We start from the raw sequence: 13,304 nt of genomic DNA, 5'->3' as shown, positions 1-13,304 counted from the left end.
CGCCGGTCAGATGTTCCTGCTGCAGCTGCTGATCGTCCTGCTGCTCGTCGTCGCCGCGGTGGTCACGCTGGTACTCCAGGCGCGGAGCGACAGGTTCCAGGCGGCGCGCGACCGATCGCTCGCCGCCGCACAGGCGTTCGCCCACGCCCCCGGCCTGGTCGAGACCCTGCGCGGCCCGGACCCCAGCAAGGTGCTCCAGCCGCTGACCGAGGCCGCCCGCAAGGAGGCCGGCGTCGACTTCATCGTCGTCACCGACCGGGACGGCGTGCGGTACACCCACCCCCGGCCCGAGCTCATCGGCAAGCACTTCATCGGCACCATCGCGCCCTCGCAGGCCGGGCACGTCACCGTCGAGAGCGTCAACGGGCCCCTCGGCGAGGAGGTGCAGGCCGTCGTCCCCGTGGAGGACGACCACGGCAACGTCGTCGGCCTCGTCTCGTCGGGGCTGAAGGTCAGCTCGGTGAGCAGCGCCGTCGACCGGCAGCTGCCGCTCGTCCTCGCCGCCGGCGGCGCCGCGCTCGCCCTGGCCACGGGCGGCGCGGCCCTGGTCAGCCGGCGGCTGCGGCGCCAGACGCACGGCCTCGGCCCGTCCGAGATGACCCGGATGTACGAACACCACGACGCGGTCCTGCACGCGGTGCGCGAGGGCGTCGTCATCGTCGGCGGCGACGGCCGGGTCCTGCTCGCCAACGACGAGGCCCGCCGGCTCCTGGACCTGCCGCAGGACGTGGAAGGGCAGCCGGTCACGGGCCTCGGCCTCGACCCCCGGATGGCGGAGCTGCTGGCGTCCCGGCGCGTCGCCAACGACGAGGTGCTGCCCGTCGGGGACCGGCTGCTCGCGGTGAACAACCGGCCCACGGACCGCCGGGGCGGGCCGCCCGGCAGCGTGGCCACGCTGCGTGACTCCACCGAGCTGCGCGCGCTGGCGGGAAAGGCCGAGGCCGCGCGCGAACGGCTCAAGCTGCTCTACGACGCGAGCGTGGCCATCGGCACGACGCTCGACGTACAGCGCACCGCCGAGGAGCTCACGCAGGTGGCCTCCCCCCGGTTCACCGACTACGCCACCGTCGACCTCGCCGAGCCCGTCCTGCGCGGCGACGAGCCCCGGATGGTGGGGCTGGGCGGCGAGGCGCCCGAGCTGCGCCGGGTGGCGCTCAGCGGCGCCCGCGACGACCACCCGCTGTACCGGGCGGGCGAGGTGCACCGCTTCGCCGCGCCCACGCCCCAGGCCACGGGCTTCGTCAGCGGGAAGGCCACCCTCGTGCCGGACCTCTCGGCCTCCGCGGGCTGGCGCACCCAGGACGTCGAGCGGACGCAGGAAATACTGGACTACGGCTTCCACTCCCTGATCACCGTGCCGCTCAAGGCGCGCGGCGTGCTGATGGGCATCGCCAACTTCTGGCGGACGGAGGACAGCGACACCTTCGAGGAGGACGACCTGTCCCTGGCCGAGGAGCTGGCTGCGCGGGCAGCGGTGTGCATCGACAACGCCCGGCGCTTCACGCGCGAGCACGCCATGGCCGTCACGCTCCAGCACAGCCTGCTGCCGCGCGGCCTGCCCGAGCAGAACGCCCTCGACATCGCCTACCGCTACCTGCCCGCCCAGGCGGGGGTGGGCGGTGACTGGTTCGACGTCATCCCGCTGCCCGGGGCGCGCGTCGCCATGGTCGTCGGCGACGTCGTCGGCCACGGCCTGCACGCCGCCGCGACGATGGGCCGGCTCCGTACGGCCGTGCAGAACTTCTCCGCCCTGGACCTGCCGCCGGACGAGCTCCTCGGGCACCTCGACGAGCTCGTCGGCCGCATCGACCAGGAATCCGCGGGCTCGGACGAGGAGGCCGCGATCGCCGGCGCCACCTGCCTGTACGCGATCTACGACCCGGCCACGGGCGTGTGCGCCATGGCCCGGGCCGGGCACCCCCTGCCGGCGCTGGTCCGCCCCGACGGCTCGGTCGAGTTCCCCGAGCTGCCCGCGGGGCCGCCGCTCGGCCTCGGCGGGCTGCCCTTCGAGGCCGGGGAGCTGGAGCTGGCCGAGGGCAGCAGCCTCGTGCTCTACACGGACGGCCTCGTCGAGGACCGCAAGCGGGACATCGACGCCGGCCTCGCGATCCTCCGCGACACGCTGGCCCACCCGGGCCGGACGCCCGAGGAGGCCTGCGACGCGGTGATCAGCGCGCTGCTCCCGGCCCGGCAGCGCGACGACATCGCCCTCCTCGTCGCCCGGACCCGCCGCCTTGCGGCCGACCGGTCGGCGGAGTGGGAGCTGCCCTCCGACCCCGCCGTGGTCTCGCGCGCCCGCGCCGACGTCACGCAGCAGCTGTCCGACTGGGGGATGGACGAGGCCGCGTTCACCACCGAGCTGATCCTCAGCGAGCTCATCACCAACGCCATCCGCCACGCCTCGGGCCCGGTCCGCGTCCGCCTGCTGCGCGACCGCGCCCTGATCTGCGAGGTCGCCGACGGCAGCAGCACCTCCCCCCACCTGCGCTACGCGGCGGCGGAGGACGAGGGCGGCCGGGGCCTGTTCCTCGTCGCTCAGCTGGCGGAGCGGTGGGGGACGCGGTACACGCCGGAGGGCAAGGTGATCTGGGCGGAGCAGCCGTTGCCGTGAGACGGCGGGAACAGCCCGGCCCGGGCGGGCTCGACGGGGTGAGCCGTACCCGCGGGGAAGAAGGCCAGAAACACTCCGGCGACGACGCCGGACACACGGACACAGAGACGCTTCCACATGGCGTCGTGACTACCCCCGGCGGGCGGGGCATGCGCGGCAGGGGGGCGGGTTCAGCCGATCGGGGAATGCGGTGAACCCAAGTTCCGTACGGGCACGGCGGGTTGGAGGTTGCATGCCGCGCCGCCGGGGCCTCGTCCGAGGCCCCGGCGGCGTACCGGCGACGACGTGCGGCTCAGCGGCCGCCGCCCAGGTTCTTCCTGGCCTTCTCCGCGGACTCCTGGACCTTGCCCGTCAGCTTCTCGGCCCGGCCCTCCGCCTCCATCCGCTTGTCGCCGGTCGCGTTGCCCGCGCTCTCCTTGAGCTTGCCCTTGACCTGCTTCGCCTTTGCCTTTGCCTTGCCCATGAGCGGGCCTCCCTGTGTGCGATGAAGGGGTTCTGCCGGATTCCACCCTCCGGCCGGTCCCCCGGCCCCGCAACCGCAGAGCCGGACACCCTCCCTGCGGCGGCTCAGTTCAGCCAGAACCCCGAGCGCTCCAGCCACAGGTCGAGGAGGGGCTCGTCACCGAGGATCTCGACGCCGCCGGTGCCGCTGGGCGTGGGGCGCCGGTAGACGAACAGCACGAGGTCGGTGAGCGTGCCGCGCACGGCGACGGCGGCCTTCGCGTGCGCGTGGCTCCAGCGGGCCGTGTCGCCGGTGAGGTCGACCAGCCACTCCCCCGCGGTCGTGCCCGGTGCGGGGCCGGTGGCGTGGAAGTGGAGCGTGCGGCCGGGGCCGAGCAGGGCGGGGCCGCCCGGCGGGGCCTCGGCGGCTTCGGCGTACGAGGCGAACGTCATCCATTCGTCGAGGGCGTCCAGGGCGACCTCTTCGTCCAGCCGGTAGCCGGCGCCGGCGGCGAGCGCGGCGTCGGCCCGGTGGACGGCCGTCTCGTGCGTCATGCGGCGGGCCCAGAAGGCCGCCGAGCGCTCTTCCGAGGGCGTCCACACCTGCGCGCCGGGGCCGGCGTCGCGCAGCGTCCGGGCGAGCCGTTCGGCGCCTTCGGCGAGCCACGTGTCGAGGAAGGCGCCGTCCTCGTCGGTGTAGCGGGCGAGGGCGGCGTCGCCGACGAGGTCGTCGGGGACGGGCGCGCCGGCCCGGGTGCGGACGACTTCCTCGGCCCAGCGGTGGGTGCCGCCGATGTGGCGCAGGAGCTGGCCGAGGTTCCAGCCGGGGCAGGAGGGCACGGGGGACCGCATGCCGGCGCCCTTGACGTGCGACCTCAACAGGTCGGTCTGCGCCGTGACTTCGGCGCAGCAGCGGTCGAAGCTGAGGGTACTCATGGGGCCACGGTACGGTCCGGGGCGGGGGTGCTGCCGCCGCCGGGGCCGGGGTAGACCCGTTCCAGGGCCTCCCAGCCGCTGTCGTGGGCGCGGACGGCCGCCTCGGCCCGGCCGCCGCCGCGCAGCCCGAACAGGCGCTTCGCGTACAGCAGGTACACCACGACGGCGAGGTTGATGACGAGGGTGAGGATCTTCAGGACGCTGATGTGGCCGGTGAGTTCGTAGAGCTCGGGGACGAGGAGCACGGCGGTCGCGACGAAGGTGAGGTACTCGGCCCACCGGCGCGCCCGCCACAGGCCGACGGCCTCCACGCCTTCGAGGAGCGCGTACGCGGCGAGGACGGCGCCGATGACCCACAGGGTGCGGCCGTGGGCGGCGAAGGCCCGTTCGGCGTCGCCGAGCAGGCCGCGGCCGTGGGCGCCGGTGGGGCCGCCGACGCCGGTCTGGAGGGCGTCGGCGAAGCGGTAGAAGGGGTCCCTGAGGCGGTCCCGCTCGCGGGCGAAGACGAAGACGGCGACGGCGAGGACGGTCAGGACCGCGCAGTGCAGCATCCGGTCGAGGGCGATCAGGCGCAGGACGTAGCGGTCGCGCAGGGGGCGGCCGCGCAGGGGCAGCTCGATGCCGTCGCGGCCCGGGGGCGTCTCCCGCCCGGGCCGGTCGGGCGGCGGGAGGGGGAGCCACGCGTCGCAGCGCAGGCAGCGGTGCCAGCGCAAGCCGCCCGGGCCCTCGCGGACGAGGAGGGCGTCGGCGGGGCGTACGGCCGCGGCGTCCGTGCCGATGAGGCGGTGGCCGTGCAGGGCGCACTCGGCGAGCTCGTAGCGGAGGCGGCGGCGCTCGGGGCGCGCGCCCGGAGCGGCTGTCAGTTCCGGCCCGTCGCTCACGCGTCCACCGTCCCTCCGTCACCGGCCCGGCCGCCGCGGCCCCGCGGGCCGCTTCAGGGCACGAGTATGGCTGGTCGGGCCGCGGCCGGCCGGGATTCGGGGGGTGGAGTCAGCTTCCTTGTACCCCCGGCGTCTACGGGCGTTCCCGGCGCGTCTGCGCCCCGGGGCCGGGCTCTGTCGCAGGCTCCTCGGGCGTCAGGGGTTCGGCGTCGCGCCACTCCTCGGTCCGGGTGGGCCGGCCCGAGCGGGTCAGCTCTTGCACTTCCTTCTTCAGTTCGTCGTCCCGCTTGGCGCCGTGCTTGCTGCTTCCCCGGTCCATCGTGCGGTCCTCCTGATTGCCACAGGTGCTGGAACCCGTCGGGTGCCCGGACTTCCCCTTGCTAAACCAGCCGCCGGCGCCCTGCCGGACGGGCCGCCACCCCCTCCCGAGCTCAAGATTTAGTTAGGTTAGGCTTACCTCACTTTGCTGGGTGAACGCCCCAGGGGAACGTGAGAATCGGGAGCCCTCTATGAGGCTGGGTCCGCTGTTGGTCCGCACACGCGAGGGCCTGCCGGCCCTGCCTGAGCCGGGCGGCGTACGGATGGCACGCGCCGCCGACGCCCCCGCGCTCCACGCCCTGTCGGAACCCTTCATGCGGACGGGCGCGCTGCGCCGCCGGACGCCGCACGTGTACGCGGCCAGGTTCGCGGAGTTCTTCGTCGCGGAGGACGCCGACGGGGTCCTCGAAGGCTGTGTCGCCCTGCGCACGTTCCCCGCCGAGGGGCTGCCGGCCGCGGCCGGCAAGGCGGGCGTCCTGCACAACTTCTGCGTACGGCAGGGCCGTCAGCGCCGCGGCGTCGGGTCGCGGCTGCTGACGGCGCTGCTCCTGCACGCCTCCGATCAGTCGGTGACCGAGGTGTTCGCGGCGACGACCGGCGACGGCGCGGCCTTCCTCCGCAGCGGCTTCCACGAGACCGGCACCTCGCGGGCGCCGCGCACCTGGGTGGCGGCCCTGGATCCCGGCCGCGGCTCCCGCGTCTTCGCCCGGCCCCTGCCCGGGGCCCCGCTCCCCGAGGGGAGCGTCCTCGCTCAGCCCTGGCCTGCGCGCCACTGCCGGGCGAGCACCCACACCAGGTAGCAGCCCCCGACGACGCCGGTCAGGACCCCCACGGGAAGCTGCGTGGGGGCCAGCATCCGCTGCGCGGTGATGTCGCTGACCGCGAGCACCAAGGCGCCGAGCACCGCGGACGCCAGGAGGCCCGGCCCCGGGGAACGGGTGAGCCGGCGCGCGACCTGCGGGGCCACCAGGGCCACGAACGGAACGGGGCCCGCGACCGCGGTGGCGAGCGCCGTCAGCCCCACGCCCGTGACGAGCGCGCCCGCCTTGGCCCGCTCGGTCCGTACGCCCAGCGCCGACGCCGTGTCCTCGCCCATCTCCAGCATGCGCAGGGGCCGGCCGAGGAGCAGGGCGGCGGGGGCGAGGACGGCGAGCGCGGCCGCCATCGTCGTCACGTGCTGCCAGCCGCGGCCGTTGAGGCTGCCGGTGAGCCAGACCTGGGCGCTCTGCGCGTCGGTGAACGACGCCTTGGCGATCAGATAGGCGTTGGCCGAGGAGAGCAGGGCGCTCACCCCGATGCCGACGAGGACGAGCCGGAACGCGGCCGCCCCGCGCCGCCACGCGAGCAGGTAGACGGCGGCGCTGGTGACCGCGCAGCCGGCGACGGACCCGGCGGCGACCGAGGCGGCGCCCGCGCCCAGCACGAGGAGGGCGACGAGGGCGCCGGTCGCGGAGCCGACGGTGAAGCCGATGACGTCGGGGCTGCCGAGGGGGTTGCGGGCGACGCTCTGGAAGAGCGCCCCGGACAGGCCGAGCGCGGCGCCCGTCAGAAGGGCCGTCAGGAGCCGGGGCAGCCGCAGCTCTTCGACGATGTACGTATAGGCCGGGTTTCCCTCTCCGGCGAGGACGCGCAGCACGTCGGGGACGGGGATGCGGAAGTCGCCGGTGGTCAGCGTCCACACCCCGGTCGCGGCCGCGGCCAGGAGCAGGGTGGCGCAGACGGCGGCGGTGCGCGGGTCCCAGCGCAGGGACACGGCAGGCCGGCCGGGGCGGCCGGGCAGGGCCAGGCGCAGGGTGCGCAGGCGCGTGGCCCTGCCTGTCCGCTGCGCCCGGCCGGGGCGCGGGCGCCGGCGCCGTCGCGCAAGGGGGTTACGGCTGGTCACAGTTCGCTGATCCTCTTGCGGCGGACGAGTGCGATGAACAGGGGCGCTCCGAGGAACGCGGTGACGACGCCGGCCTCGAGCTCCTGCGGGCGCAGCACGACGCGGCCGAGGATGTCGGAGGCGAGCAGCAGGGCCGCCGCGAGGACGGCGCTGTAGGGCAGGACCCACCGCTGGTCGGGGCCGGCGATCAGGCGGGCCACGTGCGGAACGGCGAGTCCGACGAAGGCGATCGGGCCGACGGCCGCGGTGGCGGCCCCGCACAGCAGGGTGATCGCCACCATGGTCGCGAACTGCGTACGGCCCGGGTGGGCGCCGAGCGCGCGGGCGGTGTCGTCGCCGAGGGCCAGGGCGTTGAGCGGCCGGGCCAGCAGGGCGGCCAGCAGGGTGCCGGCGGCGAGGAACGGCAGCACTTGGCGGGCGAGGGCGCCGTCGGCGGCGCCGAGGGTGCCGATCTGCCAGAACCGGAAGCGGTTGAGGGCGAGCGGGTCCAGCAGGATCAGGCCGTTGACGACGGCGGTGAGGACGGCGGTGACGGCCGTGCCCGCGAGCGCGAGCCGCACGGGGGTGGCCCGGGACCGGCCGCGGGTGCCGAGGAGGTGGACGGCCGCCGCGGCGGCGGCTGCGCCCAGCAGCGCGCACCACACGTAGGAGGTGAAGGCACCGAGGTTGAGGAGCGCGGTCGCGGCGGCGACGGCGGCCGCGGCACCGGCGTTGACGCCGAGCAGGCCGGGGTCGGCGAGCGGATTGCGCGTCAGGGCCTGCATGAGGGCACCCGACAGGCCGAGGGCGATGCCGACGCCGATGCCGAGGAGGCTGCGCGGCAGCCGGGAGGTGCGTACGACGATCCAGTCGTCGTTGCCGGGGTCGTGGTGCAGGAGGGCGTGCAGGACGTCGCCGGGCGGGATCGTCTTGGCGCCGATGCCGATGCTCAGCACGGCGAGGACGGCGACGAGGGCGGTGCAGGCGAGCAGCCCGGCGGCCCGCCGCGCGTGCTGAGCGCGGCGGACCGGGGACGGTCCCTCGCCTCCGGCGTGCTGCGCGGGGCGGGGGCCGTCCGCCGAGGCCGGAGGGGCGGTCGCGGCGTTCGTGGCGGGATCGGCGGTCGTGGTCACGCGTGCTCGTGCTCGTCGTCCGCGTGGTGGTCGTGGTTCTCCACGCCGCGCTTCCAGTAGCCGTCGATGTCGACCTGCTCCTTGGCCATGCCGAGTTCGCGGCGCAGGTAGCGGCGGATGGGCTTGAGGGTGCCGGCCTCGCCGGCGATCCAGGCGTAGCCGAGCCCGCCGGCGGGCAGTTCGGCGGCGCGCACGGCCCGCTCCAGCAGGTCGCTCGTGCCGGGCGGGGTGTCGCCGCGGTGCAGCCAGGTCAGGGTGCAGTCGGCGGCGGTGGTGAAGTGCTGCTCGTCCTCGGGGCCGGGCACTTCGGCGAAGGCGAGGACGCGGGCGCCGGCGGGCAGCATCTCCAGCCAGCGGCCGAGCGCGGGCAGGGCGGTCTCCTCGGCGGCCAGCAGGTACCAGTCGTGGACCATCGGCAGGATCTCGGAGCCGCGCGGGCCGAGGACGCCGAGCCGCATGCCGGGCTCCGCGCGGGCGGCCCACGCGGAGCCCACGCCGTCGCCGTGCAGGACCATGTCGACGTCCAGCTCCTGCGCTTCGGGGCGGTAGTGGCGGACGGTGTAGTCGCGGGTGATGGGCTCCACGGGGGCGTCCATCCAGGTGTCGTCGCGGATGACCGGCTCGACGGGCAGCTCGGTGCCGGCTTCGGCGAAGCAGAGCTTCACGTGGTCGGTGGGCGCCTGTTCGCAGAACCCCTCCAGATCGGGGCCCGTGAGCGTCACCCGGACCGTGGAGGGGGTGATGCGGTCGACCCTGCGCACCTCCAGCAGGCGGTACTTGAGGGGGTGGCGGACGATGCGCACGCGCGGCGGGAGCGTCTCAATGGTCATCGATCATCCCAATCTGGCGGGGTGTGCCGCGGGACCGGCACCGCGTTGCGGTGGCCCCCGCGCACGGGCGCGGGGGCCACCGGGCTTCACGTGTACGGCCGGAGAAGACCCCCCGGGCCGAACTTAGGCAACCCTAACCTAACTCATGATGCATTGACCATCGTTGCATGGGACACCGTTGCCTTGGCCGTCGTTCCGGCCACCCGGCCGCCGTCCAGCGCGATCACCCGCGGCAGCCGGGCGATGGTCGCCGGCCGGTGCGCGACGACGACGATCGTGCGGTCGCCGCGCATCCCGTCCAGCGCGTGCTCCAGCCGGCCCGCCGTCACCGGGTCGATGTCGGCGGTCGCTTCGTCCAGGACGAGCACCGCGGGGTCGGCGAGCGCGGCCCGCAGCAGCCCGACGATCTGCCGCTCCCCCGCCGACAGCCGGGAGCCGCGCACGCCCACCTCGGCATCGAGGCCGCCGAGGTCGCGGAGCCAGTCCTCCAGGCCCAGTTCGGCGACGGCCCGTTCCATGGCGGCACGGTCCGGGGTGGTGTGCACCAGCTGCAGGTTCGCCGCCACCGTGCCGGTCACCATGCGGACCTCCTGCGGCACCAGGACGACGCGGCGGCGCAGCTCCGCCTCCGGGATGTCCCGCAGGTCGACGCCCGCGAACCGCACCACGCCGCGGTCGGGCGCGTACAGGCCGCACAGCAGCTTCGACAGCGTCGTCTTGCCCGAGCCGGTCTCGCCGACCACGCCCGTGCGGTCGCCCACCGGGAAGGCCAGCGAGACGCCGCGCAGCACCTCCGTGCCGTCGCGGTAGGAGTAGCCGAGGTCCTCGCAGACGAGTTCGCCGCGCAGGGGCGGCTCCGCGGCGGGCCGGGCCGCTTCGGGAGCGTGTGCCGCTTCGGGGGTCTGCTCCGTAGCCCGGTCGGTGGCCGCCAGCAGGTCCAGCAGCCGGGCCAGCCCCGTACGGGCCGTCTGCACCTCGCCGACGAGCTGCGAGATGTCCGAGAACGAGTCGAAGAGGTTGCGGCTCGCCAGGACGAACACGACGACGGTGCCGACGCCCATCGCCCCGCGCGAGACGGACCAGCCGCCCACCAGCAGCAGCACGACCAGCGCGAACCCCTCGATCAGGCCCACCAGGTCGATGCGGTTCTCCACCCGGATCGCGCGCCGCGCCGCGCCGACGGCCGCGGCGTTCTCCCGGTCGAAGCGGCGCAGCCAGCCCGGCAGGCCGCGGGCGCTCTGCAGCGCCTCCCGTACGTTCAGGGTCTCGGTGAACGTCGCCGCGACCGTCGCCTCCGCCGCCGCCTTCCCGCCGAACGCGCGCGGCGCGGACCGCTGGAACCAGCGCATCACCAGCAGCGTCAGCGGCACGAAGACCGCGAGCTGCACGAGCGCGAGCTGCCACGAGTAGCCGAAGAGGACGACGAGGGTGAACAGGAGCGTCGCCGTCGCCGACACCAGGTTGCGCAGGTGCATGCGGACGAACGAGGCCAGCGCGGCCACTTCGCCCGTCGTACGGCGCAGCAGGTCGCCCGTGCGGTGCGACTCCAGGAACCGCAGCGGCGCCGACGCCAGGTTCTCCACGCACTTCTCGCGCAGGCTGCGCACCACGTTCTCGCCGGCCTTCGCCAGCAGCAGCTCGCCGGCGCGGGCCAGGCCGAGCTGGAGGACGGCGAGGAGGACGAGGACCGCGGCGGCGGACAGCAGCCCGCCGCGGTCCTTGGCGAGCAGCGCGTCCGTCGCCCGCCCGATCAGCGGCGCGACGGCCACGAGCGCGGCAGAGTCGGCCAGCCCGACCACGACGGCGACGAGGAGGGCCCGCCGGTGCGGGCGCAAGTACGGGGCGGCCCGGCGCAGCACGCGCCGCTCGTCGGGCTGCTCGTTCAGCAGAACCGTCTCAGCCACGGGGGCCCTCCGGGGTGGGGGTGGAAACGGATGCGGGTACGGCCGCGGGCGCGGGTCCGGCCGCGACGGGGCCGGAGCCGGTACGGGTGCCGGACGCGGAGGCGTCCGTGCCGGGCCCGCCGGCGGAGCCGGAGGGCTCCGGGACCGCCGGGGACTCGCCGTCGGCGCCAGCCGGACGGGGGCGGGTGCCCGCGCCGGGCCGGACATCGGCATCGGAGACTGCCGGGACAGCGCCCGGGTCGTTGCCGATGGCGGACTCGCCTTCGGCATGGGCCGCAAGGGCGCCAGGGCCCGTGCCGGTGTCCGTCGGGACGGCAGCGGTCTCCGTGCCGGGCTCGGCGTCGGTGCCGACTGGACGGGCGGCAGCGCCGGCACCCCCGCCGCAGCGGGATCCGGGGCCGGGACACGATTCGCCATCGGCGTCAACCGGGCGGGGGCGGGTGCCCGCGCCGGGCCGGGCACCGGCGTCGGAGGCTGCCGGGACGGCAGCCGTGTCCGTGTCGGACTTGGTGTCGGCATTTGCGGGACCGTGGTCGTCGCTCGGGGCGCCGGCCTCGTCCGCGTCACCCCCACGCCCCGCGGCCGCCAGCGTCACAACGCGGTCCGCCGCTTCCAGTACCGCCGTGCGGTGCGTGGCGAAGACGATCGTGCGGCCCGCGGCCCACGTGCGCAGGCGGTCCAGGACCGCCCGCTCCGTGGTGGTGTCGAGGGCGGACGTGGAGTCGTCCAGGATCAGTACCTCCGGTTCGCCGAGCAGCGCGCGGGCGATGGCAAGCCGCTGCACCTGACCGCCCGACAGGGCCGTCCCGCTCTCGCCGAGCTCCGTGTCGTAGCCGTCGGGCATCGCGGCGATCTGGTCGTGGATGCCGGCCGTCCGGCATGCGTCGTGGAGGGCCTCGTCGGGCAGGTCGCGGCCGAGCCGCAGGTTCTCGGCGACGGTGCCGGACAGCAGCATCGGCCGCTGGGCGACGTACGCGATCCGCCCGCGGATGTCGTCGAGGGCGGCGTCGCGCAGGTCGGTGCCGCCGTAGCGGACGGTGCCGGTGTCCGGGTCGTCGAGCCGCACGGGCAGCCGCAGCAGCGTGCTCTTGCCGGAGCCGGTGGCGCCGTCCACCGCGACGAACTCGCCCGCCCGTACGGTCAGGTCGAGCGGCGCGAGGACGGTGACGCCGTCGCGGACCGCGCTGACGCCGGTCAGCTCCAGGTCGCCGCCGGGGGTGAGCGCGACCGGCTCGGCCGGGTCGGTGAGGGTGCCCTCGATGGACAGCGCCTCGTCGATGCGGGCGGCGGCCACGTCGGCCTGTCCGCGGGCGAGGAGCCGGTCGACGAGGACCCGGGTGGCGAGGGTGATGCTCGCCATCCAGGACGTGAAGGCGACCAGCCCGCCGACGGTCAGCCGGCCGTCGAGTACGGCGAGCCCGCCGACACCGACGCCGATCGCCACGGCCATGCGGGGCACGAAGGGCGCGACGGACGCCCAGGAGGCCTCGATGCGGGCCGCCTTGACGGTCCGGTCGGTGACGGTGGCGCTGGCCGCGGCGTGCCGGGCCACCAGCGGCCGGTGGCCGCCCGTGCCGCGCAGGCCGGTGCCGAGCTGGAGCAGGTCCGCGACGGCCTCGGCGCGGAGGCCGTGCGCCTCGGCCAGCTCGCCGCTGGCCGTGCCGAAGCGGCGCGGGAAGTACAGGTTGACCCAGACCAGGAACGGCAGCATGCCCAGCGTCACCAGCAGCAGCGACACGTCGAGCACGCCCATGCCGGTCAGGACGCCCGCGAACGTCGTGGCGAGCACGACCCAGATCGCCAGGCCGTGCACCCACTCGCGCACCAGGTCGGTGTCCCGGCCGGCGCGCATGGCCAGATCGCCGTGGCCGCGCGAGGCGAGCGCGGCGCGGTCCAGCCCGGCCAGGTGCCGCAGCAGCCGGGAGCGCAGGTCCGCGCCGACCTTGGCGTCGGCGGAACCGGCCCAGTACTGCCAGCCGTACAGCCCGGCGAACTGGACGGCGGCAGCGGCCAGCGCGGCGCCAGCCCACCCCAGCAGCGCGTGGCTGTCCCCGGCCGTGACGCCGTCGTCCAGCGCCTTCTGGATGCACCACGGGACGGCGAGGAAGGCGACCTGCCGGATCCCGGCGGCGGCCATCGCCGCGCCGACCGTCGCCCAGTGCGGCCGCAGGGAGCCGCGCAGCAGGGCGCGGGCCCGGGCGCGCCGCTCGGGCGAGAGGTCCCGCGGGCCCGGCTCGGCCTCCTCCGCGGCGGCCCCGGCCTCCTCCGGGGTGTTCTCGGCGGGCGGCGGGCCCGGGGGCTCGTCGGCAGTGCCGGGATGGTGCTCCGGCTTGGCGTGTTGGGTGCTCACGACGTCAGGTATCCGCTCTCAGCAGGTCGGCTCGGCCGC

Annotated in this window: 11 protein-coding genes; 2 read left to right on the top strand and 9 right to left on the bottom strand. The window is 75.6% G+C overall.

The genetic code is table 11. From position 1 onward, the window contains the following. The first annotated feature begins 10 nt into the window (after positions 1 to 10). On the top strand, positions 11 to 2,611 hold the full coding sequence (locus PS271_RS27425; RefSeq protein WP_398387090.1) for a SpoIIE family protein phosphatase: 2,601 nt from the start codon (positions 11 to 13) through the stop codon (positions 2,609 to 2,611). Positions 2,612 to 2,903: 292 nt separating this feature from the next. On the opposite strand, the gene PS271_RS27420 is transcribed toward PS271_RS27425, so the two are convergent. The 4 genes from PS271_RS27420 to PS271_RS27405 form a co-directional block, all read right to left on the bottom strand. Then, positions 2,904 to 3,074: a CsbD family protein gene (locus PS271_RS27420; protein WP_398385521.1), complete on the bottom strand. Its 171-nt coding sequence runs from the start codon at positions 3,072 to 3,074 to the stop codon at positions 2,904 to 2,906. Positions 3,075 to 3,178: 104 nt separating this feature from the next. Next, positions 3,179 to 3,988 carry a maleylpyruvate isomerase family mycothiol-dependent enzyme gene (locus PS271_RS27415; protein ID WP_398385520.1) on the bottom strand — a complete coding sequence of 270 codons (810 nt, stop codon included), beginning with the start codon at positions 3,986 to 3,988 and terminating at the stop codon, positions 3,179 to 3,181. Further along, on the bottom strand, positions 3,985 to 4,869 hold the full coding sequence (locus PS271_RS27410) for a DUF2127 domain-containing protein (RefSeq protein WP_398385518.1): 885 nt from the start codon (positions 4,867 to 4,869) through the stop codon (positions 3,985 to 3,987). Before PS271_RS27410 ends, PS271_RS27415 begins: the two co-directional genes overlap by 4 nt. Positions 4,870 to 5,002: 133 nt before the next feature. Beyond that, the gene (locus PS271_RS27405; RefSeq protein ID WP_398385517.1) at positions 5,003 to 5,188 is read right to left on the bottom strand and encodes a hypothetical protein; all 186 of its coding nucleotides are present in this window, start codon (positions 5,186 to 5,188) and stop codon (positions 5,003 to 5,005) included. 190 nt (positions 5,189 to 5,378) lie between these two features. On the opposite strand from PS271_RS27405, the gene PS271_RS27400 reads away from it, so the two are divergent. After that, positions 5,379 to 5,987 carry a GNAT family N-acetyltransferase gene (locus PS271_RS27400; protein WP_398385515.1) on the top strand — a complete coding sequence of 203 codons (609 nt, stop codon included), beginning with the start codon at positions 5,379 to 5,381 and terminating at the stop codon, positions 5,985 to 5,987. Here the strand turns inward: PS271_RS27400 and PS271_RS27395 are convergent. From PS271_RS27395 to PS271_RS27375, 5 genes are all read right to left on the bottom strand, one after another. Continuing rightward, complete coding sequence (locus tag PS271_RS27395) at positions 5,939 to 6,988, bottom strand: iron chelate uptake ABC transporter family permease subunit (protein WP_398387089.1); 1,050 nt, start codon at positions 6,986 to 6,988, stop codon at positions 5,939 to 5,941. The two genes, PS271_RS27400 and PS271_RS27395, sit on opposite strands and share 49 nt — an antisense overlap. 77 nt (positions 6,989 to 7,065) lie before the next feature. Next, positions 7,066 to 8,181 carry an iron chelate uptake ABC transporter family permease subunit gene (locus tag PS271_RS27390; RefSeq protein ID WP_398385514.1) on the bottom strand — a complete coding sequence of 372 codons (1,116 nt, stop codon included), beginning with the start codon at positions 8,179 to 8,181 and terminating at the stop codon, positions 7,066 to 7,068. After that, positions 8,178 to 9,011 carry a siderophore-interacting protein gene (locus PS271_RS27385; RefSeq protein ID WP_398385513.1) on the bottom strand — a complete coding sequence of 278 codons (834 nt, stop codon included), beginning with the start codon at positions 9,009 to 9,011 and terminating at the stop codon, positions 8,178 to 8,180. Before PS271_RS27385 ends, PS271_RS27390 begins: the two co-directional genes overlap by 4 nt. A 143-nt stretch (positions 9,012 to 9,154) precedes the next feature. Then, entirely contained in the window at positions 9,155 to 10,915 is a 1,761-nt protein-coding gene (locus PS271_RS27380) for an ABC transporter ATP-binding protein (protein ID WP_398385511.1), read from the bottom strand. After that, the gene (locus PS271_RS27375; RefSeq protein ID WP_398385509.1) at positions 10,908 to 13,265 is read right to left on the bottom strand and encodes an ATP-binding cassette domain-containing protein; all 2,358 of its coding nucleotides are present in this window, start codon (positions 13,263 to 13,265) and stop codon (positions 10,908 to 10,910) included. The genes PS271_RS27380 and PS271_RS27375 overlap by 8 nt, the downstream gene beginning before the upstream one ends. Positions 13,266 to 13,304 lie beyond the last annotated feature (39 nt).

It is taken from the genome of Streptomyces sp. SCA2-17 (assembly GCF_044336695.1).
Note: the sequence above shows the minus strand (reverse complement) of the source record. Positions and strands in the feature narration are given on the sequence as shown.